This is a genomic window from Acinetobacter sp. Z1 (genome assembly GCF_024296945.1).
In the GTDB taxonomy this organism is placed as follows: domain Bacteria; phylum Pseudomonadota; class Gammaproteobacteria; order Pseudomonadales; family Moraxellaceae; genus Acinetobacter; species Acinetobacter beijerinckii.
The window spans coordinates 3535004-3560693 of the sequence record NZ_CP101115.1; the positions used below are offsets into that span (position 1 = coordinate 3535004).

Consider the following 25690-nt stretch of genomic DNA (forward strand, 5'->3'; position numbering starts at 1 on the left):
TCGATTATTTGGATTTATTCATGCTATTGTGTTGATAAAACATCATCTTAGTCTTAATGGAGATCAACATGAGTTACTATCATATCCTCATTGAAGTGAACGACCACATCAGTACGATTGAACAAACTCGTGATGTTGAAATTCTGAATATTCAGGATATTAGCCCTTATCTCCACTCAATTCTGATTCCCTACTTCAATGAACAAGAAGTTGAACTTGAAGATGAAAATGTGACTCATGATGAGATTCTACATATCGAAGTAAAACAAACATTGTTGCCGATTGAACATTTGGTAGAAGAAGAACAAAAACAATTGCCGAGTGATACTGACGTCACAATTACAGCTTATGAAATTTTTAATGATCGTGATTTAAGTCAAGATGTGACCGCGGTAATTTTTGATATTTTAGAAGCTGTGAAATTAGATGTTGAACCATAAGAAAAAGGTCTACTTTTAGTAGACCTTTTTTTAAAAGATTGATAAATAAGTTATTGCATCATTTGTTTTGCCATTTCTTGACGAAAGGCTCGTAATATCTGCTGCCCTGCACGTCCAGTTGGGTTTAAGCCAAGTCTTGTTTGTTCTTGACGAATAGCTTGACGACTCTTGTCTCCAATTAATCCATCGACTGCACCAATATCATAGCCACGCTGCACTAAAAACTGTTGAATTTCACGACGCTCTGCACGAGATGTACCTGCATCATCGGTCGGCCAAGCAATTAAAAATGGTGTTCCACCACGTAAACGATCGGATAAATGGGCAATTGCCAAACCATAACTTTCCGCAGCGTTGTAGCTGTATATCGCGTCAAAGTTTTTGAACACCAAGAACAATGGACCATTGGCACCCGCTGGAGAAATTAATCCTGCCGATGTACTACCTGAAAGATTACCTTGAATTAAAGCTGTACCATCTGCACGGGTCACACCTTGCGCAATCCAACTATTCAGTGGTTTTTTATTACGGCGGCTTTCACCAGAAATCGACATCCCTGCTGGGATTTTCACTTCAAAGCCCCACGGCATACCTGTCTGCCACCCTGCTCGCTTTAAGAAATTCGCTGTCGAAGCTAAGGCATCTGTAGTACTCGAAACCAAATCACGGCGACCATCACCATCAAAGTCAACGGCTAAACGCTCATAAGTCGAAGGCATAAACTGAGTATGACCGAAAGCGCCAGCCCAAGACCCATAAAGTTGATCTTGCGTTAGATCACCACGTTGTAAAATACGCATGGTGGCAAAAAACTCACCACGGAAATAACTTTGGCGGCGACCTTCACAACTTAAAGTGCCTAACGCTTGTAATAAAGGATATTTACCCGAAATATCACCATAATTGCTTTCGACACCCCAAACAGCAACAACAGTTTCAGCCGGAACACCGTAAGCCTGCTCTACTCTTCTTAATACATCACGATGTTGAGCGAGCTTTTGCTTTCCAGCGTTTACTCTTTCTTCATCAACTAATCCAGATAAATAATCCCAAATTGGTGTGGAAAATTCAGGTTGATAATTTAATTTATCAATTACAGAATAATCAGGCGTTAGATTTTGAGTATAGCGATCATAACTCGAACCAGAGACACCTGATGCAATTGCTTGCGAACGTAAATTAGCGATACAACCTTGAAAGTTTGAGTTTGGCGTATAATTACTGGTTACTGAAGCTGTAGTAGTTGGTGTCGAGATCGTTGCACCATTAATCACAAGCTCAGCATGCGCCTGATTGAAAAAAGTAAATAAGGCAGTGCCTAGAAAAAAAGAAAAATGACGTTTCATGATTAAACCAAAAATTTTGAATTTAAATTTCCTATCCACATTAGCATGCTCTTAACAGATGTATAGTTTGGAAACGTAACTTTGAATTCATTCCGCAAGTTTTAAATTCAAATTACCCCTTTAAATTCATAATTTACGCAAATTTTTCAACATGAAAGTTATCAACAAGCGATCATTTAAATTCAAAAGCACAGCCAACCAATCATTTTAAATTTAAAAACTCGGCAGTATTTTTGAATTTAAAAGCACAAAGCCGCACCTATGTGCTTTTAAATTCAAATAACTATCTTTATTTTAAATTCAGAATCTAAAATAATTTATCCACAACCAGTGTTTGTCTTGTTTTAAATTTAAAAGTTTAAATTTAAAATTAATCTGCAATAAAAAAAGCGATCCTAAGATCGCTTTTAAAGTTACTGTGGATAACTTAGATATTCATATCAGCCGTTAAGGCTAATGGTACTGGTAAAACTTGAGCCAATTGACGGCACAAATCTGTTAAATCGTCCGAATTGTTAGGCATCAAAGTAATATGTCCTAACTTACGACCAGTACGCTCAGACTTATTATAAAGATGTAAATGCGCACCCTTGAGCGCCAAAACATCTTCTGATTTCGGATGTTGACCAATAATATTGATCATTACTGTTGGACGAACAACATCCGTTGCACCAAGTGGTAAGCCTGCAACTGCACGAATATGATTCTCAAATTGCGAACAAATCGCACCTTCAATCGACCAATGTCCTGAGTTGTGTACGCGACACGCCATTTCATTAGCATAAAGCCCTTGCTCGGTCACGAACAATTCTAGCGTGAGTACGCCCACATAATTTAAGTGATTCAACAAACGGGTAATATAGTCTTGTGCAACAGGCTGTAAATCAACGCTATTTGGCGCAGGCACAATCGAATGTGACAAGATGCCATGATGATGATGGTTTTCTGCCAATGCCCAAGTTCTTACATCACCGTTTTGTCCACGTACCGCGATAATCGAAACTTCACGGCTGAATTTGACAAAACTTTCTGCAATCAAGCTTTTCGCAGGACCGAGCTCAGCCCAAGCCGTGTCGATTTGATCTTCCGTACGTAACACGAACTGACCTTTGCCATCATAGCCACCTGTTACAGTTTTTAAGACAATAGGCAATCCAAGCTCAACAACTGCTTGTTTTAAGCTGTCTAAGCTATCAACAGCACGATACGGCGCAACAGGAATATTCAATTCATCAAATAAGCTTTTTTCAGCTAAGCGATTTTGTGCAGTTGCCAAAGCGAGGCGAGGAGGGTGTAGTGTTTTTGTTTGAGTCAAAACATCTACATCAGCAACAGGCGTATTCTCAAATTCAAGGCTAAATACATCTGCACTTGCAATGAAATCTTGCAATGCATGCTCATTTTTACTTGAAAACACAGGACCTAGAATAGCTGCAGGGCAATCTGTTTCTGCTTCGAAAAAGGTACATTGAATATTAAGCGGTAAAGCAGCTTGAGCCATCATACGCCCCAACTGTCCGCCACCAAAAATACCGATGGTTTTATTCATGATCAACCTCGTTACACTTGACCAGGAATATTTTTACTCGACACCTTTTCAGTTTGTGCCGTACGGAAATCCGCAACGTTTTTTGCGATCTCTGGGCGGGTTAAACCGAGAATTTGCGCTGCCATAATCGCTGCATTGGTTGCACCAGCTTGACCAATCGCCAATGTTCCTACGGCGATACCTGCTGGCATCTGTACAATAGAAAGCAATGAATCGACACCATTTAAAATTGAAGATTTAACAGGAACGCCAAGTACTGGTAAATCTGTTTTTGCTGCGCACATTCCTGGTAAATGTGCAGCACCGCCAGCACCCGCAATAATCACTTGGATACCGCGATCTCGTGCAGTTTCAGCATATTCAAATAAACGATCTGGGGTACGATGCGCAGAAACCACTTCAGCTTCAAAAGGCACACCCAATTGTTTGAGCATGTTAGCGGTATGTTCAAGCGTTGCCCAATCTGATTGAGAACCCATGATAATCCCGACTAAAGGTTGGCTATCTGTTGCGACCGCATTCATTGGCTTTTCCAAAACATGATAAAAATAGAAGAGTGTGCCGACTTAAGCCAAACACAAAGGAATAAATTGGAAAATATTATAGCGTTTTTTTCAAGCATCCCCAACTACAGAACGTTTTAACTAAAAGAAGAAATATTAACTCTGATTACGAAAAACAAAATAGACACAACCTAATAAGCAAAGCATTGCCCAGACATAATCTAACTTAAAGGGTTGTTTAAACATGAAGAGCATAAAAGGAACAAAAACGATCAGCGTCACAACTTCTTGGGTAATTTTCATTTGCCCCAAGCTCCAACCATGTTGACTGAATAACTTCGTTGCTGGAATCATGAAACTATATTCCAATAATGCAATACACCAACTCAATAAGATCGCTTGCCAAATTGGGGCGTTATGCAAATATTTTAAATGACCATACCAAGCCAAAGTCATAAAACAATTGGAAATAATCAATAAACACAGCGCTAAAAGAGTAGGGCTCAATTATATTTACTCTAAAAATTTTGCAATAATTTTATATTAAAATCAGTTTTTGGATAGAGTTTGAAAAAATTAAGAATGCTATGAAAAAATTATTTTTTACGACTATTTTATGTTTCTCAATGACTGTAAGTCATTCTATTGAAATAGATCTCGACAATCAAAATGAGGCGCTATCTGATTTAGCAGATATGTTTTATAGTGAAAAAAATGACCCTGTATATAAGTTTGAGACTTTAAACCCTAAAAAACTAGACTATTCTATTGAAAGCTTAAAACTGATTGATACTTATTTATCTGATTTAAGAAAGACCAATGTAGATCAAATTTCAGATGATCAAAGATTTAAGACCATTTTACGCACAGGGGCGTATGTTGGCGAGGTTATAAGAAAAAATGATAAAAATAAAAAATGGTATTGGGTCGACTATGAGACAGCTAAAGAAATAAATCCTGAGTTTTTTAAAGACAAAGCCCATTCAATTGAAGTTGCTGCTGTTCTTACAGATGGTGAAAGTTTTATATTTCCAATAAATAAAGTTGTTAAATTTATGCAAAACGGTGAAGAGGATAGTGTCTATTTTTTTGCAACGGTAACGTTGAAATCTTAACATTTCTGGCTTTAATTTTAAGTAAACAACAACGAATTTTGACTATCTTTTCCATAACAGCCTTGCTATCTTTTCAAGCAAATTTTTAATTGCATTACACACGTTTATTGCGTGATTGGATAAAGAGAGAAGCATGATGCATCTGCATATTTTGGGTATTTGTGGCACATTTATGGGGTCTTTGGCTCTATTAGCACGAGATTTAGGACATAAAGTCACAGGTTCAGATGCCAATGTTTATCCACCGATGTCAACGCAACTCGAAAATGCAGGTATTGAGTTGATGCAAGGCTATGATCGTAGCCATATGCAACCACATCCTGATCTTGTCATCGTCGGCAACGCAATGAAACGTGGTATTGATGCGATTGAATATATGCTAAATGAAGGTTTACCTTATATTTCTGGCCCACAATTCTTAGCTGATCATGTGCTACAAGGTAAACATGTCCTAGGTGTAGCGGGTACACATGGTAAAACAACGACGACTACGATGTTGGCTTGGGTACTAGATCAAGCAGGTTTAAATCCAGGTTTCTTAATTGGTGGTGTACCGCTCGGATTTAGTGAAAGCGCACGTTTAGGTGGCGGAAAATACTTCTGTGTTGAAGCAGATGAATATGATTCTGCGTTCTTCGATAAACGTTCTAAGTTTGTTCATTACCATCCAAAGACCGCGATTTTAAATAACCTTGAATTTGACCATGCAGACATTTTTGATGACCTTGCTGCAATTCAAAAACAATTCCATCATTTAGTGCGCACCATTCCAAGTGAAGGTCGTATTATTGCACCAATTACTGAAAGCAATATTGATGAAGTCTTGGAACAGGGTTGCTGGACACCTGTGCTTCGTACCAGTCTTGAGCCAAATGACCAAGCCGCTTTATCTGCTGAACTGATCAGTGCCGATGGTAGTCATTTTAAAGTCCTTGAAAATGGCAAAGCTATCGGGGAAGTAAAATGGAATATGACAGGACAGCATAGTGTAGCCAATGCTTTGGCAACGATTGCTGCTGCTCAGCATGTCGGTGTCAGCCTTGAGCAAGCCTGTGAAGCATTATCTAACTTTGGTGGTGTAAAGCGCCGTATGGAGCTTTTGGGAACGGTTCGTGGCATCGAAGTCTATGATGACTTTGCCCATCATCCAACAGCGATTGAAACTACACTCGACGGCGCACGTAAACGTCTTGGTGAACGTAAACTTTGGGCAATCATTGAACCACGTTCTAACACTATGCGTATGGGCAGCCATAAAGATGGTTTGGCTCACTCTGCACGTTTAGCGGATGAAGTGATTTGGTATCAACCAGAAGGTTTAGACTGGGATTTACAACCTGTAATCTCCGCATCTTCAAACAAGGCTGAAGTCAGCCGCTCTTTGGATGATATTATTGCACGTGTGGTCAATGAAGCAGGTGAGGGCGATGCTGTGGTGATCATGTCCAATGGTGGTTTTGGTGGGTTACACCAAAAGTTAATTACGGCTTTGTCGTAATTTAGCCAGTAGCCTATTTTCATAACCTAATTTTGTCACGGTATTCACTATCGTGACAGGCGGCATGGATGCCGCCAGTTGAGCAGGGGTTACATGGATGTACCCTCTGCTCAACAAAAGATTTTTGTTACTTTTCATCTTTGAAAAGTAAGGAAACGCCTATATCCAAACAGGTCAATGATTCAGCCTGTATGAGGCTGTCAAACTTTCCAAATAGAGATATCTCCAATCTATTTTGAATAGCAATTAACTCAGTTTATTCACAAACTTTAAAGGCAAAATCTTCATTGCTATGCCCATTGGCAACCAGGGCCACTGCGGAACATAAGCCTTTACTGATTCCTTCTCAATCGCTTTCACCAACGCCTTGCAACCTGTCTTTTCATCCACTTCAAACGGTAGTTTTTTCGCACCTTCGTTCATTTCAGTACGAATATAGCCGGGGAAAATGGTTGAAACTTTAATTGGCGTATACAACAACTCTGCACGAATGCCTTCCGCTAAATGTGCCACTGCTGCTTTACTCGCAGCATAGGTCGACAAATGCTTCGGTAAACCACGCATTGCACTCATTGAGGAGATCACCACCAAATGACCTTTGTTTTGCGCTCTGAAGATTTCAACTGCTGCTTCGCACTGTGCTAATGCTGAAATAAAGTTGGTTTCCGCTGTGGCACGATTTACTTCAAAATGCCCGTTACCAATACGACGACCATCACCTACACCTGCATTGACAATAATTCGGTCAATTGTCCCAAATTCCTGCTGAAAAGCTTTAAAAACCGTAAAAACATCATCGTAATGGGTCACATCAAGACTTTTGATTTTGACCTGAATTGCAAATTGGTTTTGCAATTCTTGCTGTAAGGATTCCAAACGATCTAAACGGCGTGCGCACAATGCCAAATTGTATCCTTTGGCTGCAAATTCACGTGCCATCCCAGCGCCTAAACCTGAACTTGCACCTGTAATTAAAATCGTCTTTGTCATTTCCTTCACCTATTCTTATTTATATCCATGTTAAGAGTTCAGCATCACGGGCTTTCAAATAATGATGCTCATTAAAACTGAGTAATTGCAAACGACCATCTGTCCAACGCAATGTGGTGATACTGGCATTGGCAATCGACCAATTCAGTGCAAAAATCTGTTTGGCATTCAAACCTAGAACCTTGCCAACCGCCACAGAAATCACACCACCTGAACTAAACACCACCGCCTGACGGGGTTGTGTGGCATTAATGTGCTGACATAAATCATGTAAAGCACCTTCTACACGTGTTTGAAAGCCTAACCATGTCTCATGATATTCATGGTCATATTGCTCTCCTATCCAGCGTTCAATCGCGCCATCAAAGATTTTGGCAAGATAAGCACGTGGATTGGCAATTAACTCAGCATCCTGCTTCAATAACTCAGGTTGATTAAAACGTTCATCATATTTGGCAAATACTTGTTGATGATCAAACTCATTCCAAGCCGACTCTGTATGAATTGGTGCTTCATCAAGACTTTGAGCCAATGCTAATTGTGCTGTTTGCTGATGCCGCTGCATTGATCCTGCAAGCACCAAAGGACGTTCTTTCAAGGTATGTTTAAAAAAATCACCCACTACCTGCGCCTGTTGTTCACCTTTGGCTGAAAGCTGATCATAACTCGCCGCACCAAATGATGCCTGCCCATGTCGTACCAAATAGATAGTGGTCATCGTTTTAAAATATCCTGTAATTTTACCCCATATTCAGGAATTAACTGCTGTGCTTCAGCATTGTCTTGTGCAATTAATTTTAGTGCCCGAATATGTAAGGCATGAATCATGATCCAGAAATCCTTAAAGGCTGGATTATCGGTTTGCTGATGGTAATAACGATAATAAATCTGTTGCGCAATCACCGCCAAACGGAACAAACCAAACACTTCATAAAATGCCCAATTGGCAGGTTGCATGCCTGTTTTTTCCAAATAGTAGTCCACCACCTGTTGACGTGTCAGCATGCCTAGTAAATTGGTTGGTTGACGACGACTAGACTTCATCAAAGTATCGTCATCTTCTTGAATCCAGTAGGCGAGAGCACTGCCTAAATCCATGAGCGGATCGCCAATAGTCGCCATTTCCCAGTCCAGCACTCCGATCACTGTCGTTGGTTGTTGCGGATCTAAAATGACATTATCAAAACGCCAATCATTATGAATCACGCAAGTTTTAGAATCCGCTGGAATATGTTGCTGTAGCCATTCCCGCACAAAGCTAAAATCAGGTACATTTGGCGTAAGCGCTCTACTATAACGTGCATCCCAACCTTCAACTTGACGACGGCAATAGCCTTCGCCTTTACCCAGTTTTTCCAGTTCTGTACCTTGATATGGCACTTGATGCAATTCAATTAATTTATCCAAAACATTCAGACACAACTGTTGAACTTGTGATTGATCCAATTGTAATTCTTTGGGTAAATTAGCTCGCGGAATGATGCCTTCAATCCGCTTCATGACATAGAAGTCACAGCCGATTATGTGCTCGTCCTGACACAATGCAACCATTTCAGGCAAGACAGGGTAGAACGGTGCTAGATGCTTCTGCACATTGTATTCACGAGCCATATCATGCGCTGATTTGGCTTTAGTACCTTTCGGTGGACGTCGTAGGATTAAATCTTGATTGTCGTATTGCAAACGATAGGTCCAATTCGAAGCCCCCCCTGAGTATTGAGTGACTTGTGCTTGACCTTGCAGTTCAACACCTTGATCCTTTAACCACTTTTCAACAGCGGAAATATCCAATTCTTCACCGTGACGAACCTGACCGCCGATATCAATCATTGTCATTTTATTATCCTTATTAACGACCATAGCCACGTTTTTTCAATTCTAATTTAGCAATCATGCCCTTATGCACTTCATCAGGTCCGTCAGCTAAACGTAAACTACGTGCTTGATTGAAAAATGCTGTCAGTGGCGTATCGCGTGACACACCTTCACCACCGTGAATTTGGATCGCCATATCAACGACGTTTTGCAATACAGTCGGTGCAACGACTTTGATTGCAGAAATTTCAGTGAGTGCTGCCATATTGCCTAAGGTATCCATCTTATAAGCAGCATACAGCGTTAATAAGCGAGCTTGATCGATCTGCACACGGGCTTCCGCGACACGTTCTAAATTGCCGCCAAGTTTAAGGATTTCTTTACCAAATGCCTTGCGTGACATGCCACGATCAATCATGAGTTCTAACGCTTTTTCCGCTGCACCGATACAACGCATACAGTGATGAATACGACCAGGCCCTAAACGCCCTTGAGCAATTTCAAATCCTTGACCCGCACCACCAATAAAGTTGCTCACAGGTACACGCACATTGTCAAAACTGACCTGTCCATGTCCATGCGGTGCATCGTAATCACCAAAAACAGGCAACATCCGTTCAATCGTTACGCCTTGCGTGTCGATCGGTACCAATACCATTGAGTGTTGATGATGACGATCTTTGTTGGGGTCTGGCGTATAAGCCATAAAAATAATGATTTTGGCATTCGGATCACCCAATCCAGATGACCACCATTTACGCCCATTCAGAACAATTTCATCACCCTCAATCACTGCCGTGGCTTGCATATTAGTCGCATCGCTCGACGCGACCGCAGGTTCAGTCATGCAGAATACAGACCGAATCTCACCATTCAGTAGTGGTTGCAACCATTGTCGTTTTTGATCATGACTTCCATAACGCCATAGCAATTCCATATTGCCGCTGTCAGGTGCATTGCAGTTAAATACTGTCGGAGCAAGCAGACTATGTCCTGTCAATTCAGCAATCTGTGCATATTCCTGTACCGATAAACCTGCACCCAGTTCAGTATCAGGCAAGAACATATTCCATAAGCCTGCTGCTTTGGCTTTGGTTTTGAGCTGTTCGAGTTGAGCTGGCCACTGCCATTTGGTCCAGTCACCATCGACATTGAGTTGATGCACTTCATCCCAAAATACTTTTTCAATCGGTTCTATTTCTTGTTGAATAAAAGCTTGTGTTCGCGCGATAAAATCCTGTGCACGTTCAGTTAATGCAAACATCATCATTTCCCTCAAGGTAAATATGTGGCGAAACTGAATTCGCTGCTTTACATCACCTTAAGCGGAAACTTATTATGAATGAAATGATTTTATTTTATTCAATACTATGAATCAGGTTCATAATATAAACCCATTGGAAGTGGGTAACTTCCATCGTATTGATATCAATCTGTATCCACTTTTTATTGCGATTTTTGAGCAAAAAAGCATTTCTAAAGCCGCTCAATTACTTTGTATTAGTCAATCTGCGGTCAGTCATGCTTTACAACGTTTGCGTTTGCAACTTAAAGATGAATTATTTGTGCGCAGTGGGCAAAAAATGCTTCCCACACCTTTTGCCGAACAAATTTATCAACCGATTCAAACGGCGTTATCAACGATTCAAAATATTGCGATTCCACAACACGACTTTGATCCTAGCATGCTGAAAAGCTTGAAAATCGCAATTCATGATGAAATTGAACCCATTATTTTTCCTCAATTAGTGCATCACTTTAGTCAACTCAATCTCGATATTCAGTTTTTGAGTTCCAAACTTGATCGAAAAAATATGCTGGCTGATCTTTCAGCGCAACAAATTGATTTTGTGATTGATCTAGTACAACCCTATCAAGAAAATTTACAGTTTGAAAACTTGATTGAAGATCATTTTGTGGCGTGTACACTTCAAACAGAGATGGATTTATCGCTCTATTTATCCTCACCACATATCGGTGTGTCCTCTCGGCGAACAGGATTATTGCTTGAAGATATTTATCTCAATCGACAACAACTTTCTCGACAAATTTTTATGCGCTGTCAGCACTATTCCACAGCCTTACAAGTCTTGGCTCAGTATCCCAAGGCGATTCTCACCATTCCTCATAGTATTTTAAAACATCTGCATTATGCGCAAGATTTAAAAATACATCAGTTACCCATCGAGCTTCCTAAAATTAAAATGGGTATGTATTGGCACGAACACGTCAGACAGAATCCTCGCCATCAGTTTCTTCGAAATGAAATTTTGAAAATTTTTTGAGCCTACCAAGTTAGCGTATTAAAACGCCAAACTTGGTGGTAGTTCAAATGGAAAGGAAGCTTAATGTGTTGCGATGCTTTGCTCATCATCACAATTCATCAAAAATGCTTTAGTCAACAAAAGACGAAGGATGTAGACAATCGCCATCGCAAACACAATGTGTCCAATCTGATTAAAGATAAATGGGATACACAACAGAACAAAAACCGTGATTGGATAAATCCAACGTTTCCATCCCTTTAAATAAAACGCTTCATAAAATAGCCATACGCAGGTGCTATAAACAACCAAACTTGCGGTAATAATTAAACCCATCATTTGAGCTGAAATTTCTGCATGTTTAGTTGAAACATCGACCGCAGCTGCTAATGCAGCCCCTAACACAGCAATACTAATAAAAATGAGAAAGTGTCCATAACCCCATAAAAATGGTTGTACACCACGGCGTTGATGGTGGTGATGGCTACGATCAAAATAAACCCACCACATCGCAAACATCATCAATAGCCCACCCACAATCAGAAAAATTTCCTCAACGTTCAATACTTGATTCGAAAATGCATCTTGAGTAGCAGCAAAACATCCAATAATCGACTCACCTAATACAATAATCGTCAACAAGCCATAACGTTCAACAATATGATGAGGATGCCAAGGCGTCGCCGCATGTTTTTCTGCATACAACGGTACTGCCAATTCAAATATCACCAGTAGTAGAAATATCAATGGACCGAGATGAATCGAAGTAAAATTACTAATCAACCAAGCTAATTGAACCAAAACAATGCCAATGGCATAACGATAAGCTGTCACTTTCCGTAAAGGATCATGTTTGGCAACACGAATCCATTGGATCACTAAAGCCAAACGCATAATGACGTAGCCTATAATGATCATGTCAAAATTATGCTGCTGGAATACCGCAGGAATACCTGCTGCCATCACTAAAGACCCAACCATTTGCACGAAAGTCAAACACCGATAAAGGGCATCATCATTGTCGTAGGCTGAAGCAAACCAAGAAAAGTTCATCCACGCCCACCAAAGTGCAAAAAACACCATAAAGTAGGTCGGTAACGCATGCCATAAATGACCTTCAATCATAGCATGATGCAGTTGTTGACCTGCTGTCGCAATGGCGACAACAAAAACCAAATCAAAGCTCTAAGGGTGTAGCAGCACGATGTGATTCTTGAGGATTTCGGGGGGCAAAGGCCTTTAATATTATGTGGTGAAGTTTTTCAGCACTCATATGTTTTTTCTCTACGCTGTATTTTGTTCATCATTATTGCTAAGACAATTCTTTAGAATGAAAGGGCAACACCAAGCATAATAAAATATTGTTGAAAATTTATTCATTCAAAATTTGCACAAATGCATAAATTATGTAATTCTATGAACATATTTGGATGTCAGCGTCCATACAAAATTAGTTTGACAAGGGGAGTAGCCTCCTTAAATCTAAGTAGTTTAAATACTTAGGCGCCAGCGTATCGTCATTACACTTTGCAAAAAGTCGGACTCTGGGCATCACGATTATTTGTGATGTAGGCAAGACCTTGATCATGTTGAAACAGATGTTTTATTAATCATCTGGCAACTGGTCGAGGTTTTTTTATGTCCATTTGCCAGATAGGGAGTTGTGATGGAAACTATCGGTAACTTATGGCTGTATGTCGTATTCTTTGGCATGGTAACAGTCATGCTACTCATCGACTTTTTAGGTTTTAAACAAAAACAAGACCAAAATGTCCCAATTAAGCAAGCAGCTTATTGGAGTATTGCATGGGTCACTGTAGCAGTATTATTTGGTGGAGGTTTATGGCTCTACCTACAACAGACACTGGGCGCCAACATCGCCAATCAAAAAACCATGGAATACTTCGCAGGCTATTTACTTGAGAAGTCTCTAGCGATCGATAATGTCTTCGTTTGGTTGATGATTTTCGCAGCTTTTGCAATTCCACCTTCTTTGCAACGTAAAATTCTACTTTATGGTGTACTTGGTGCAATTGTTTTAAGAACGATCTTCATTTTTATCGGTGCTTGGTTCGTTCAAGAATTCTCTTGGATTCTCTATATCTTTGGTGCATTCCTCGTTTATACAGGTTTCAAATTCCTAAAAGGTCAAGAAGAAGAAACCAATATCGAAGACAACAGTTTGCTGAAATGGTTACGCAAACACATGCGAATCACACCGCAATTACATGGTAATAGTTTCTTTGTCCGTCAAAATGGTCTGCTTTGGGCAACACCACTATTCTTGGTCTTAATCTTGGTGGAAGTGTCGGATGTCATTTTTGCGGTCGATTCAATTCCTGCAATTTTTGCGGTAACCACTGATCCATTTATTGTTTTAACAGCAAACTTAATGGCGATCTTAGGTTTACGTGCAATGTTCTTCCTTCTTGCAGGTGCTGCATCTAAAATGCATTACTTACCGTATGGCTTAGGCATCATTTTATTGTTTATCGGTGCGAAAATGTTATTGCTCGATGTATTCCACATGCCAATTTGGATTTCACTCGGCTTTATCGTACTGGTATTGAGCATCACTGCTTATCTCTCTATACGTCATAACAAACGCCAAGCTCAATAATATTAAACAGCTTCAAAGGGTCTTCAAATGAAGGCCCTTTTTGTTTATGTATTGATTACGAATCGTTTTATATTCAAAAAATCTTTCAGCCAAAATCATTTAAAAGAAGCTAAATTTTATTTTTTTAACACTAGACTCAGTTATTCTAAGCTCAAGAAAGGTACGTAAGAAAAATAAATATCCTTAATGGTATGCTCGTTCACATCAACTAACTGACTAAGACTAGCGGTGTATAACTCAAGATTCTGAGGATTGTTTTCAAAATCAGTCCATCCCAAAAAAACCTCCTGCTTTATCTTATCCATTTTTGTTATTGGAACTCGAAAGTATAGAATTTTCCCATCAAATTTTTCATCACACTCCCATTTAAAAAACTCTAATCCCTTGACATCAAACTGTTCATCTTCAAGAATCTGATAATAAAGAATCTCGTCATTATCTTCATCAAATGCAATAAACTCCTCAGATAAAAAATCATCTGAATGGTAAGTTAAAATCCTTTCATTTTTAGGGATACTGATATCATCTATAATGACCTCAATCAGAGCAAAACTTTGCATTGGATCTCCTTGATCATCGGTATAAGCGAATAATATCCACATGGTTTGAATTTGCTTTTTCATTTCCTCAATTAAAACAGAACTATTCTTAAACTTTTTAAAGCCATGATTTATTGCAAGATGAATTTTTGACATGACCAATCTCCTTTTGCGGTATTATTTTCAACAAAGACATTTACTGTCGATAAATTATTCATACTAATTTTCAATCAAAATGAATCGACTCAAATAATTACTCATATTTATACACGCTTTAAACGCTAAAATTAGGCGAATAGTCCAGTAAGTTTCACAAAGTCAGGTATAATCATTCGAAAAAGATTGTAGGTTGTTATGACTTTGGCTACTCCCATCACGGTCATTCGTGGTCGCTTCTTAGATATTCAAAAAACCGTTTCTCAAGCTACTGAAATTGCCGACCAAGTTCGTTATATCGAAGATGGCGTGCTAATCACTGAACAAGGCAAAATTCGCTGGTTTGGCACTTGGGATACCGCTCAAGATCATCTTCCTACAGATGTTGAAATCCAACATTATCCAGAACAATTGATCATCCCTGGCATGATTGACACGCACATTCACTTTCCACAAACCGAAATGGTCGGTGCTTATGGTGAACAATTATTGAGTTGGCTCAATACTTATACTTTTCCAACTGAAATCCAGTTCAAAGACAAAGCATATGCGACAGAAATTGCGCAATTCTTTGTGCAAGAACTGCTCAAAAATGGCACGACCACAGCATTGGTATTCTGTACGGTGCATGCTGAATCTGTTGATGCCTTATTTGAAGCCGCAGCACAGCACCAGATGCGTTTAATCGCGGGTAAGGTGATGATGGATCGTCATGCACCCGAAGCCTTGTGTGACACAGCAGACAGTGCCTATGAAGACTCTAAAGCACTGATTGAAAAGTGGCATGGTCAAGGGCGTGCTCTTTATGCGATTACCCCACGTTTTGCACCGACCTCGACACCAGAGCAGCTTGAAAAAGCAGGGCAGTTGAAAGCTGAGTTTCCTGATGTTTATGTACACACCCATTTAAGTGAAAATAAAGATGAAATCGCATGGGTTAAAGATTTATTCCCAGCGCAGAAAGGCTATCTCGATGTCTATCATCATTATGGCTTAACTGGTCAGCGTTCGGTATTCGCGCATTGCGTACATTTAGAAGATGCAGAATGGAAATGCTTGCATGAGACTGACTCTGCAATTGCTTTTTGCCCAACGTCGAACCTGTTTTTAGGTAGTGGTTTATTCCCTCTCAATAAAACATGGCAACAACAAGTCAAAGTTGGTTTGGGTACAGATATTGGGGCAGGGACTTCATTTAGCTTATTACAAACCGTCAATGAAGCCTATAAAGTACAGCAGTTACAAGGTGATAAACTCTCTGCTTTTGAGTCGCTGTATCATGCAACCTTAGGTGGTGCAAAAGCACTTGATCTCGATGATAAGCTCGGCAATTTCAATATCGGTAAAGAAGCTGATTTTGTCGTGCTGAATCTGCAAGCAACGGCTTTACAACAACTACGTCAGTCACGCTCTAAATCAATTGATGACAGCTTATTTGCGCTGTTTACTATGGGCGATGACCGTAATATCGAGGCAACCTATATCTATGGACAAAAAGCCTATAGTCAAAACTAAAACATCCTATAAACAAAAAGTTGGATTATTAATGTTGATGGTTGGTTGTGCCATCTTATTGAGACGAGATAGCTCTTCTGCTCAAAAGGATACATATTCTTCAACATCAAAAGATGCATGAAAGTTAATTTTGTTTTAAAATTCTCACATTAACTCAAGATTTCGAGGTGTTGCAGGTCAACACCTTTTTTATTTTCCCAATTTTAAAGTTTTAGGAATCTATCGATGACTGTTGCGATGCGCGTAATGATTTCCAGTGAAGAGATCCAAGCCAAAGTGAAAGAGCTAGGTGAAAAAATCAATGCACACTATGCTCAAAGTGATAAAGAACTGGTATTGATTGGTTTATTGCGTGGTTCAGTCATCTTTATGGCAGATTTATGCCGTGCGATTGAAAAACCACATGAACTCGATTTTATGACCGTTTCAAGCTATGGCGGTGGTACCACGTCTAGCCGTGATGTCAAAATTCTAAAGGACTTGGATGGTGAAATTCACGGTAAAGATGTATTAGTGGTTGAAGATATTATTGATTCAGGTAACACCCTCAACAAAGTAATACAAATGCTGCAAACACGTAAGCCCAATTCAATCGAACTATGTACTTTAGTGAGTAAACCCTCACGCCGTGAAATTAATTTAGAAGTAAAATTTTTAGGCTTTGAAGTTGAAGATCGATTTATCGTTGGCTACGGTCTAGATTATGATCAAAAATATCGCCATTTACCTTTTATTGGTGAAATCGGACTTTAAACGATCAATTAAGGCGCTATTAAGCGCCTTTTTTATAACGATATTCATCAAAGACCGCTCAATAATGCACAAAAATACGACATAACTGAGCAATCGACTACAGACAAAGCTTGGTTCAATCAAGCAGGATAACAACAAATACTATTGTTAAAACAAGGAGAAAAGACAATGTGGACTCTGATTGTAGCAATCGTTGTAGGTTTTTTTGCTGGTTTAATTGCGCGTGCATTACATCCTGGTGATGACAAAGCAGGTTTTATTGTCACGACTTTACTGGGTATTGCAGGTTCATTATTAGCAACCTATGGTGGTCGTTTACTTGGGTTGTACGGTGAAAATTCAGCAGCAGGTTTTATCGCATCCGTATTGGGTGCTGTAATCATTTTATTTCTTTATAAACTCATCACCAAAAAAAGCTAAACTGAAAACTCTCCCAAATCATCATAAATCATGATTTGGGAGTTCTTTTTTATAACCCTAATTCTTTCCAAATCGCTTGGATATCTTCTGCACTACGTCCACCGACCATTTTTAAACCATTGGCGAAAATTAAAGTTGGTGTGCCAGTTACACCTAGTTTACGCCCTAACTCTAAATTTCTTTCTATCGGATTAGCACAGGTCTTGGCTTTAGGTTGAATGTTTTTTTCTAGTAAATTTTTCCATGCATAAGCTTGATTTGCATCACACCAAATCTGTTTTGATACAGCAATCGATTGCGGTTTTAATGGATAAATAAACGTATAGATTGTTACATGGTTTAATTTGTCTAATTCTGCCTCTAATTTTTTACAATATGGACAATTAGGGTCTGAAAAAATTGCAAGCTCCCGTTTACCATTGCCTTTTACAGTTTTAATTGCATCTTTAAAAGGGAGTTTGTTCCAATCGATAGAATTTTGTTTTAACACTAGATCTTTGGTGAGATTCTTTTGGTCTTTCATACGCACCATAGAACCTACAAACATATATTGTGCATTTTCATCCAAATAAATAATTTGCTTATCTAAATTTGCACTATATAGACCTGCCATTTCGGTCTTTTGAATGTTAGTCACTTGGATATTAGGATAATTTTGATTTAAATTACTTTTGACAGTCTCTACATTTGCGAAACTCAAAGCAGAAATACAACTCAAGATAGAGAAAATTCCAACTTTCTTAAACATGATGCACACTCAATTCAAATCAAAAATTAACCGCGATTGTAATGACTAACAGATGCTTAATCTCATGAGATTACTGAGCAACAACTAAAACCCAACCAAAAAACCTGATGTTTCACGTGGAACGTTTATTTATAACAATCAACTTAATCCTCAAACTCGTGAAAAAGATATTTTTGGTTAGAAATTGACAATTTTTTTCACAGCATATTGATATTCAAGCAATATGCAAAAATCAAAGTAGAACATTTGGTTTATTTTTGGAATAATCCCATTTCAACGATCACTACAAGCTTTGTTCACTAATTCTTTTAAATTAAATCGAAATAAAATGAGCTACAGAGATTATATTTTTATCAGACATACAGATGGATCTGTTGTTTTGAATAAAGAGATTTCACATCACTAGACTGAACAACAGTCATATCTTTGAGTTTGGGTAAATTCATGTATAACGCGGAACTATTAGAAGAAGCAAAAACCTTTATGTTTCACATGCTCACCAAAGTAGTTGAATATGGTGGCTCAGATTTATTTATTACAGCAGATTTTCCACCGAGTATTAAATTACAAGGCTTGATGCGACCGTTAGGACAACAAGAATTAACTGCGGAAAAAACCAAGTTATTTGCTTATAGTTTAATGAACGAAAAACAACGACAAGACTTTGAAAATGATTGGGAATGTAATTTTGCCATCAATGTACCCAATGTATCGCGCTTTCGCGTCAATGTATTCAAACAGCAGCTGCAAATTGGTATGGTCATTCGTACCATTACATCAGAAATTCCAACCTTTCAAAAATTAAAACTTCCTGAATCGCTTAAAAATGTGATTATGGAAAAACGTGGTTTAGTCCTCGTGGTGGGTGGAACTGGTTCAGGTAAATCGACATCATTAGCAGCAATGATTGATCATCGTAATGAAAATTCAGCAGGGCATATTATTACGGTTGAAGATCCAGTTGAATACGTACATAAACATAAGAAATCGATGATTACCCATCGAGAAGTCGGTGTCGATTGTCACTCATGGCATCACGCACTCAAAAACACCCTGCGCCAAGCACCTGATGTGATTTTAATTGGTGAAATCCGTGATACAGAAACTATGGAGCATGCGATTGCTTTTGCTGAAACAGGACATCTCTGTTTAGGGACTTTACACGCAAATAATGCCAACCAGGCCTTAGATCGTATTATTAACTTTTTCCCAGAAGAACGTCGCAATCAATTATTGATGGATCTTTCATCCAATATGAAAGCGATTATTTCACAACGTCTGGTGCGCACTGAAGATGGTAAAGGGCGTCGAGCTGCGATTGAAATTTTACTGAATACGCCGTTGATTGGTGACAATATTCTAAAAGGACAATTCCATGTTCTTAAAGAAATCATGAGCAAGTCACGTGAGTTAGGGATGCAAACCTTCGATCAAGCCTTATTTGGGCTTTATAATGAAGGAGCTATTAGCTACGATGAAGCACTGCGTAACGCTGATTCTGTCAATGAATTACGTTTACAAATTAAACTTAAAAGTACGCGCCAAGAAGGAATGCCTGTCAATTCTGCGGCTTCATTGGATATGGTGAAAGAAGAAGTTGAAGAGCAAGAAGAAGCTTAAAAAACTAAAGCTTAAGTTTGAATAAAACTTAAGCTTTTTTAATAGCCTTTCATTTGATTTTGGAATTACGCCACTCTCCCATAACTGCATGCCTCTCATCTTCATAAGACACGGCAAGTTGGGAGACTAAACGACATGAATCACATTTAAAAGCAAAATTATAGAATTCATCATCCTCAAAACCAGTGCTCCAGTTTTGACCACAAGATGGGCAGAGCCTTTTGTCTTCATTTCTCCTACGTCCCCAATAACGTTGAAGATAATAATATGTAGGTATACCTGTAACCTCTTCAATATATTTACATATATTTTGTCCAGCTTTTGACAATTCACTATCTGGGGTTGCCAATTGTTTATAGGCTATTTTTTCCAAAGCACCACTATGTATCCAAGCTTGATCACAGTTTTTATATTCTTGTTGCCAAAAATATATTTCTTCTCGTTGCTGATGCTCTCCAGAAAGAAGAAAAATCGGAATTGGGTGACCACTATCCCCTCGACGCATGGGTGACTGCCAATCATTCATATGGGTATAGAGATAAAGAAAGCTAGCGTTTTGCCAATGGGTATTTTGTTCAGGAACATCATCATCAATACATTCCCATAATGGTTCACAACCAAATAACTCAATAACGCGTTTCAGTCGATCTATGCCATATTTGCAATGATATTTTTTTAAATTTGCATTAATTCCTTGCAAATTAATATACGTACAAAGTAGTCCATTATGTACGATTAAATAATACTCACCACACACTTGTCCATTATGTAATAAAACAGAAAGATAATCCTCAATTAACCATTCGGCTTGTTCTCGATTTGTTTTTGTAATTGACCCAAAAATCACTTTATAAGCAATCATTTTTAACTCATCAGAAGTTTTGAAATAAGAAAAATAGTAATAAAAGTATAATAATTACGCTAAACTAATTATCAGTATAATCCATAATCAAAGTACTAATTTATTATTAATTAGTACTTTAATCTTATTTTATAATTCTCAAAATCACTAAAATACTAGATTACTTTCCAATACAGAACGAACCGAAAATCTTTCCGAGTAAATCATCAGCACTGAAATCGCCTGTGATCTCGCCTAAAGCATTCTGAGCCAGTCTTAAAGATTCCGCCACCAACTCACCCGCGTTAAATACAACGAGTTGCTCACGTGCCTCTGCTAAATAGCGCTGAGTGCGCTTCATTGCGTCTAAATGACGTGTTCTTGCAATAAAGGTATCTTCTTCTGGCTGGAAGCCAGCATGCGCTGTAATCGCATCTATGAGTGATTGCACACCCATATCTTGTTTTGCAGAAACTCGAATCTGGCGGAAACCTTGATAATCAGTTATTTCTGCTTGTTGTCCAGTTAAATCGCATTTATTGCCAATAAGCATCAAACGCTTTGGTTCAATATGCTCTGCGAAATATTCTTTTGCTAATGCCAATGGCTCATCTTTTTGATTTAAGTCATAAACCAACAGCAATAAATCTGCCTGCTCGATTTCCTTAATCGCACGACGAATCCCTTCTTGCTCAACGATATCGCCCGTTTCACGCAGACCTGCCGTATCGGTTAGGGTAATTGGCAAGCCATTTAGACTAATCTTTTCGTGCAAAACGTCACGAGTAGTCCCTGCAATATCGGTCACAATGGCACGCTCATGTCCTGCAAGTGCATTCAATAAGCTAGATTTACCTGCATTGGGTTTACCCGCGATCACCACCTGTAAACCTTCACGTAATAACTGACCTTGACGTGCAGATTGTTGTACCGCTTTGACAGAATCTTTTACATCATCCAATAAAGCTAAAATCTTACCATCCGCGAGGAAATCAATTTCTTCTTCTGGAAAATCAATTGCAGCTTCTACATGCAAACGTAAGTGAATTAGTTTTTCTAAAACCGTATTAATTTTGGTTGAAAATGCACCTTGTAAGGATCGAACTGCAGAACGAGCAGCTGCTTGTGAAGTGGCATCAATCAAATCGGCAATTGCTTCTGCTTGCACCAAATCCATTTTGCCATTTTCAAAAGCACGCATAGAAAATTCACCTGCTTTTGCAGTAGTAGCACCCAAGTCAAGTAAACGTGCCAGCAAAGCATTTTGAATCACAGGACCACCATGCCCCTGTAACTCCACCACATCTTCACCAGTAAACGAATGAGGGTTTGGAAAACACAGTACAATCCCTTCATCCATGACCGAGCCATCAGCATCAAGGAATTGACGAAATCCAGCCATTCGATCCGCAGGCAGACTTTTTTGGGTCAGTTGCTCGGCAATCACATAAGCCTTAGGTCCAGAGAGACGAATCACCCCCACACCACCACGACCTAATGGAGTAGCAATCGCAGCAATTGTGGTTTGATGTAGCATTTTAAATTCACCTAAAAATACGAGGGTTTTGTAGCGTAAACCCTAAATATACACAAAGAAAAATCCGCTTAAGATTACCATCTTAAGCGGATTAATTCAGTAAAAGTTCCCGATTAAGAAGCAGACTCAACCTTGTTGAGACGATCTTTTTCTACACTTTTATTGATAAACGACTGCTGTAAAATCGTAATACTGTTGTTGACGATCCAGTAAAGTACTAAACCAGCAGGGAAGAACAGCATAAATACCGTAAACATGATTGGCATGATACGGAATACTTTTGCCTGCATTGGATCTGTTGGCTGCGGGTTTAACATTTGTTGAACATACATGGTTACACCCATGATCAACGGCAAGATAAACCATGGATCCATTGCTGAAAGATCTTGAATCCAACCTAACCATGGTGCATGACGAAGTTCAACCGATTCCATCAATACCCAATACAACGCTAAGAAAATCGGCATTTGTAATAACAGCGGTAAACATCCAGACAATGGATTAACTTGTTCACGCTTATATAACGCCATCATTTCTTGAGAGAAACGCATACGGTCTTCACCAAACTCTTCTTTCATGCGTTGCATTTCTGGCGCAATCACACGCATTTTCGCCATTGAGCGATAACTTTTTGAAGAAAGTGGCCATAAAATCAATTTCACTAAAATCGTCAATAAAATAATTGACCAACCCCAGTTACCAACTATGTTATGGAAGAATTGTAGACCTAAGAAAAGTAGCTTCGCAATTGGCCATAACCAACCATAATCAACTGTCTGATTTAAACCGACAGCAAGATCTTTTAATTCAGATTGAATTTTTGGACCTGAATATAATTTGGCATCTACTTCCATCGAAGTACCCGCAGGTACATTGATTACTGGCGAAGTAAAACCAATAATATTCATCTTATCAGTTGACTGACGCGATTCTAATTTAGCTGTATAAGGCTGACCATCTGCTTGAGTTAACTTTAAATTACCTGGAATCCAAGCACTAACAAAATAGTGCTGAACCATAGCAACCCAAGCATCTTTCGCTTCAAGGTTAAGTTTCTCATCAGAGAAATTCGCAAACTTTAATTTATTATAATTTGCTTCTGGAGTACCCCAAGCGCCACCTAAGAATGTGCCTAGCGTAAAGATACCTTGATCAGATTTGCCTGGATCATCTGAATTATCACGTTTTAACTGACCAAACATTTGACCTTGCCAGTTTTGCTGACTACGGTTAATGACTTGATGCTTCACTGTAATTGGATAATCACCTTTGGTAAAAGTGAAAGTTTTAATCACTTCCACACCTTCAGGTGTTTTAAAAACCAATGGAACAGTTAAAACTTGAGCTGTACCGCCATCTTTAACTGCGACGTTTTTTGCATCCGCCAAAGTATATGCTGATTTCTCAACATCATACATTGGACGACCGTTACGGTTACTGTCCGGTCCATTTAAACCAATTAAACCAGATTGAGCGACGTAAGTACGTTTCGCATCATTTTCCAACATCACAAATGGTTGATCACCATTCTTGCTTTGATCGTGGCTTAATAACTCAATACGAACAATATCACCACCTTTAGGATTAATCCAAAGATGATAAAGATCTGTTTGCACAGAAATCAATTGCTGGTTCACAGAAGCCTTTTCTGTGCTTTGTGATGCAGTCACATTTGCTTGTGGCAAGTCTGAAGCCGCTGTTGCATTTTGAGCATTTGGCAAATCTGCAGATACTTCATGCGAACTCACAACTGCCGCTTGTTGTTGCGGTGCTGTTTGAGCATGACCATAATCTTTTTGCCAAGCCAAAATTAGCAAATATGCGGTAACAAACATGGCTCCAAGGATTGCAAATCTGGCCCATTGTTGCATATCTATTATCCCAAATGGTTAGAGAGATTTTGCTTGAATAAACGATCACGAAAGGGTACAGCAACGTGATGCATTTGAGAATCTATTTGATGAAACGAAATAAAACGAATCGCTTTTCTTGGAACGGGATCATAGCCTGAACCACCCCAAGGATGACAACGGCAAATTCGCTTAGTCGATAGCCATACACCTTTTGCTGCACCATGTATTTGTAATGCTTCTACTGCATATTGGGAGCATGTGGGAATATAGCGACAACGAGGACCCAATAGTGGACTAATTGCGATTTGGTAACATCTTATCAGCCAATGCAGCAAACGTACCATTGGAGATCTCTAAATTTGGAGGGATGTTACAACGACTTTGGAATGCTTCTTTGCTAAGCGTTGTAATTTTTGCCAAGCAAAATCTAATTGTTGATGTAATTCTTGATTTGTTATGGTTTCTATACCTATTTTAGGCATAACCACAATATCGATATCAGCATTAAATTGCGCTTGATGTAAACGAAAGCTCTCACGAGCAAGACGCTTTACTCTATTTCGTTCGTGCGCACGACGCACTTTCTTTTTAGCAACAACAATACCCAAACGGCTTTTAGGCTGTTCGGTTAATTTTGCTAAAAAAAGGAAATGGGGCTGATGCACTTTAAAAAGCGCACCATCAAATACACTTTTATAATCAGCGGCACAGCGAATACGAGATTCCGTACCGAAACTGTAAAGTGTCATCACCCAAGTCTGGTCAGCTTAACAGTATTAAACAGTTAAGCTATGACGACCTTTTGCACGACGACGAGCTAAAACTTGACGACCTGCTTTAGTAGCCATACGAGCGCGGAAACCATGAACGCGTTTACGCTTTAATTCTGATGGTTGGAAAGTACGTTTCATTTCGAAACTCCAAAATGATCTTTCTGTAAAGGTCCGCGATTTTATTGCGCAATGTTTACGCTGTCAATCAAAAATCCAAAACTTTACATTTTCTTTGTTCTGTTTTGCTGAAATCAGAAAAAGTTGAACTAAATACTTTTTATTGAAAACAAAAAATATACACACGCTATCTATTTAAATTATATCACTATTAAGTTATATTCACAGCTTAATAGCATACTTATCAACAGTAGCTATTCTGGTTTAAATTTAATTCTTGGATTTTGAATTTAAATTTCGATATGCTCAGTTATCCACAAACCAGCCTAATCTTATAAGTAAATTCAAATTTTAAAATTTAAATTTATTATTATTAAGGGCGCGTTTTTCTGTGGAAACACGGTTTATTTTAAAATTAAACAAAAACTTACTTTGTGGATAACTGTGTTTTTATAACTTTTATACTTTGTGGATAACTTTGATCTAAAAATTATCCACAGCTTGTGCAAAAAGTTATTCACATGCACTTTTGAATTTAAATTTATAAACAAGTGCTTTCTTTTTCATCGAAAGTCACCTAAATTTCCCTGACAGATGTGGATAACTTGGTTAGAATGGCGACCCCTTAGCAATGAGGGTGGTTACTTTTGAATTTAAAAATGGATATTAGGGGATGCA

25 protein-coding genes and 1 pseudogene are annotated in these 25690 nt (G+C 38.8%); 9 read left to right on the top strand and 17 right to left on the bottom strand.

The genetic code is table 11. From position 1 onward, the window contains the following. The first annotated feature begins 56 nt into the window (after positions 1-56). Entirely contained in the window at positions 57-440 is a 384-nt protein-coding gene (locus tag NGC85_RS16770; RefSeq protein ID WP_254804422.1) for a hypothetical protein, read from the top strand. 50 nt (positions 441-490) lie between these two features. Here NGC85_RS16770 and NGC85_RS16775 read toward each other — a convergent pair whose 3' ends face one another. The 4 genes from NGC85_RS16775 to NGC85_RS16790 form a co-directional block, all read right to left on the bottom strand. After that, positions 491-1786, bottom strand: a complete 1296-nt coding sequence (locus NGC85_RS16775) for a lytic murein transglycosylase (protein ID WP_254804423.1) — start codon at positions 1784-1786, stop codon at positions 491-493. A 427-nt stretch (positions 1787-2213) separates the two neighbouring features. Then, positions 2214-3335 (bottom strand): 5-(carboxyamino)imidazole ribonucleotide synthase, encoded by a 1122-nt coding sequence (locus NGC85_RS16780; RefSeq protein WP_254804424.1) that lies wholly within the window; start codon positions 3333-3335, stop codon positions 2214-2216. Positions 3336-3346: 11 nt separating this feature from the next. Continuing rightward, positions 3347-3859, bottom strand: a complete 513-nt coding sequence (gene purE / locus NGC85_RS16785) for a 5-(carboxyamino)imidazole ribonucleotide mutase (RefSeq protein WP_005055397.1) — start codon at positions 3857-3859, stop codon at positions 3347-3349. Between the two features lie 135 nt (positions 3860-3994). Beyond that, positions 3995-4345, bottom strand: a complete 351-nt coding sequence (locus NGC85_RS16790) for a DMT family protein (protein WP_005055396.1) — start codon at positions 4343-4345, stop codon at positions 3995-3997. A gap of 80 nt (positions 4346-4425) precedes the next feature. On the opposite strand from NGC85_RS16790, the gene NGC85_RS16795 reads away from it, so the two are divergent. Both NGC85_RS16795 and mpl read left to right on the top strand, forming a co-directional pair. After that, a complete protein-coding gene (locus NGC85_RS16795; protein WP_254804425.1) occupies positions 4426-4953 on the top strand; it encodes a hypothetical protein in 528 nt (175 codons plus the stop codon). Between the two features lie 136 nt (positions 4954-5089). Next, positions 5090-6451, top strand: a complete 1362-nt coding sequence (gene mpl, locus NGC85_RS16800; protein WP_254805631.1) for a UDP-N-acetylmuramate:L-alanyl-gamma-D-glutamyl-meso-diaminopimelate ligase — start codon at positions 5090-5092, stop codon at positions 6449-6451. A 246-nt stretch (positions 6452-6697) separates the two neighbouring features. Here the strand turns inward: mpl and NGC85_RS16805 are convergent, their stop codons facing one another. From NGC85_RS16805 to NGC85_RS16820, 4 genes are read right to left on the bottom strand one after another with little or no spacing between them, the layout of a single operon-like run. After that, positions 6698-7441, bottom strand: a complete 744-nt coding sequence (locus tag NGC85_RS16805; RefSeq protein WP_254804426.1) for an SDR family oxidoreductase — start codon at positions 7439-7441, stop codon at positions 6698-6700. Positions 7442-7460: 19 nt separating this feature from the next. Continuing rightward, positions 7461-8159, bottom strand: coding sequence for a histidine phosphatase family protein (locus NGC85_RS16810; RefSeq protein WP_254804427.1), 699 nt, complete (start codon positions 8157-8159; stop codon positions 7461-7463). After that, positions 8156-9277, bottom strand: coding sequence for a phosphotransferase family protein (locus tag NGC85_RS16815; protein WP_254804428.1), 1122 nt, complete (start codon positions 9275-9277; stop codon positions 8156-8158). The genes NGC85_RS16810 and NGC85_RS16815 overlap by 4 nt, the downstream gene beginning before the upstream one ends. 13 nt (positions 9278-9290) lie before the next feature. Next, entirely contained in the window at positions 9291-10520 is a 1230-nt protein-coding gene (locus NGC85_RS16820) for an acyl-CoA dehydrogenase family protein (protein ID WP_254804429.1), read from the bottom strand. Between the two features lie 106 nt (positions 10521-10626). On the opposite strand from NGC85_RS16820, the gene NGC85_RS16825 reads away from it, so the two are divergent. Next, entirely contained in the window at positions 10627-11541 is a 915-nt protein-coding gene (locus tag NGC85_RS16825; protein ID WP_005055389.1) for a LysR family transcriptional regulator, read from the top strand. 60 nt (positions 11542-11601) lie between these two features. Here NGC85_RS16825 and NGC85_RS16830 read toward each other — a convergent pair. Beyond that, positions 11602-12793, bottom strand: a pseudogene (locus NGC85_RS16830) (low temperature requirement protein A). 393 nt (positions 12794-13186) lie between these two features. Here NGC85_RS16830 and NGC85_RS16835 point away from each other — a divergent pair. After that, positions 13187-14140, top strand: a complete 954-nt coding sequence (locus tag NGC85_RS16835) for a TerC family protein (RefSeq protein WP_254804430.1) — start codon at positions 13187-13189, stop codon at positions 14138-14140. Positions 14141-14280: 140 nt separating this feature from the next. Here NGC85_RS16835 and NGC85_RS16840 read toward each other — a convergent pair whose 3' ends face one another. After that, positions 14281-14835 carry a hypothetical protein gene (locus NGC85_RS16840; RefSeq protein WP_254804431.1) on the bottom strand — a complete coding sequence of 185 codons (555 nt, stop codon included), beginning with the start codon at positions 14833-14835 and terminating at the stop codon, positions 14281-14283. Positions 14836-15033: 198 nt separating this feature from the next. On the opposite strand from NGC85_RS16840, the gene guaD reads away from it, so the two are divergent. From guaD to NGC85_RS16855, 3 genes are all read left to right on the top strand, one after another. Further along, positions 15034-16350, top strand: coding sequence for a guanine deaminase (guaD, locus tag NGC85_RS16845; protein ID WP_254804432.1), 1317 nt, complete (start codon positions 15034-15036; stop codon positions 16348-16350). Positions 16351-16575: 225 nt separating this feature from the next. Further along, positions 16576-17103, top strand: coding sequence for a hypoxanthine phosphoribosyltransferase (gene hpt, locus NGC85_RS16850; RefSeq protein ID WP_005055385.1), 528 nt, complete (start codon positions 16576-16578; stop codon positions 17101-17103). Positions 17104-17271: 168 nt separating this feature from the next. Beyond that, a complete protein-coding gene (locus tag NGC85_RS16855; protein WP_005055384.1) occupies positions 17272-17523 on the top strand; it encodes a GlsB/YeaQ/YmgE family stress response membrane protein in 252 nt (83 codons plus the stop codon). A 49-nt stretch (positions 17524-17572) separates the two neighbouring features. Here NGC85_RS16855 and NGC85_RS16860 read toward each other — a convergent pair whose 3' ends face one another. Further along, on the bottom strand, positions 17573-18271 hold the full coding sequence (locus NGC85_RS16860; RefSeq protein WP_254804433.1) for a DsbC family protein: 699 nt from the start codon (positions 18269-18271) through the stop codon (positions 17573-17575). A 444-nt stretch (positions 18272-18715) separates the two neighbouring features. On the opposite strand from NGC85_RS16860, the gene NGC85_RS16865 reads away from it, so the two are divergent. After that, positions 18716-19891 carry a PilT/PilU family type 4a pilus ATPase gene (locus NGC85_RS16865; protein WP_254804434.1) on the top strand — a complete coding sequence of 392 codons (1176 nt, stop codon included), beginning with the start codon at positions 18716-18718 and terminating at the stop codon, positions 19889-19891. Positions 19892-19940: 49 nt separating this feature from the next. On the opposite strand, the gene NGC85_RS16870 is transcribed toward NGC85_RS16865, so the two are convergent. From NGC85_RS16870 to rpmH, 6 genes are all read right to left on the bottom strand, one after another. Then, positions 19941-20753 carry a DUF2310 family Zn-ribbon-containing protein gene (locus tag NGC85_RS16870; protein WP_254804435.1) on the bottom strand — a complete coding sequence of 271 codons (813 nt, stop codon included), beginning with the start codon at positions 20751-20753 and terminating at the stop codon, positions 19941-19943. A gap of 160 nt (positions 20754-20913) precedes the next feature. Continuing rightward, positions 20914-22269: a tRNA uridine-5-carboxymethylaminomethyl(34) synthesis GTPase MnmE gene (gene mnmE / locus NGC85_RS16875; protein ID WP_254804436.1), complete on the bottom strand. Its 1356-nt coding sequence runs from the start codon at positions 22267-22269 to the stop codon at positions 20914-20916. Positions 22270-22382: 113 nt separating this feature from the next. Next, positions 22383-24140, bottom strand: a complete 1758-nt coding sequence (gene yidC, locus NGC85_RS16880; RefSeq protein ID WP_005055378.1) for a membrane protein insertase YidC — start codon at positions 24138-24140, stop codon at positions 22383-22385. A 5-nt stretch (positions 24141-24145) separates the two neighbouring features. Further along, the gene (yidD, locus tag NGC85_RS16885) at positions 24146-24466 is read right to left on the bottom strand and encodes a membrane protein insertion efficiency factor YidD (RefSeq protein ID WP_169109820.1); all 321 of its coding nucleotides are present in this window, start codon (positions 24464-24466) and stop codon (positions 24146-24148) included. Between the two features lie 9 nt (positions 24467-24475). After that, positions 24476-24871 (bottom strand): ribonuclease P protein component, encoded by a 396-nt coding sequence (gene rnpA / locus NGC85_RS16890; RefSeq protein ID WP_254804437.1) that lies wholly within the window; start codon positions 24869-24871, stop codon positions 24476-24478. Between the two features lie 27 nt (positions 24872-24898). Further along, positions 24899-25033 carry a 50S ribosomal protein L34 gene (rpmH, locus tag NGC85_RS16895; protein WP_000831329.1) on the bottom strand — a complete coding sequence of 45 codons (135 nt, stop codon included), beginning with the start codon at positions 25031-25033 and terminating at the stop codon, positions 24899-24901. Positions 25034-25690 lie beyond the last annotated feature (657 nt).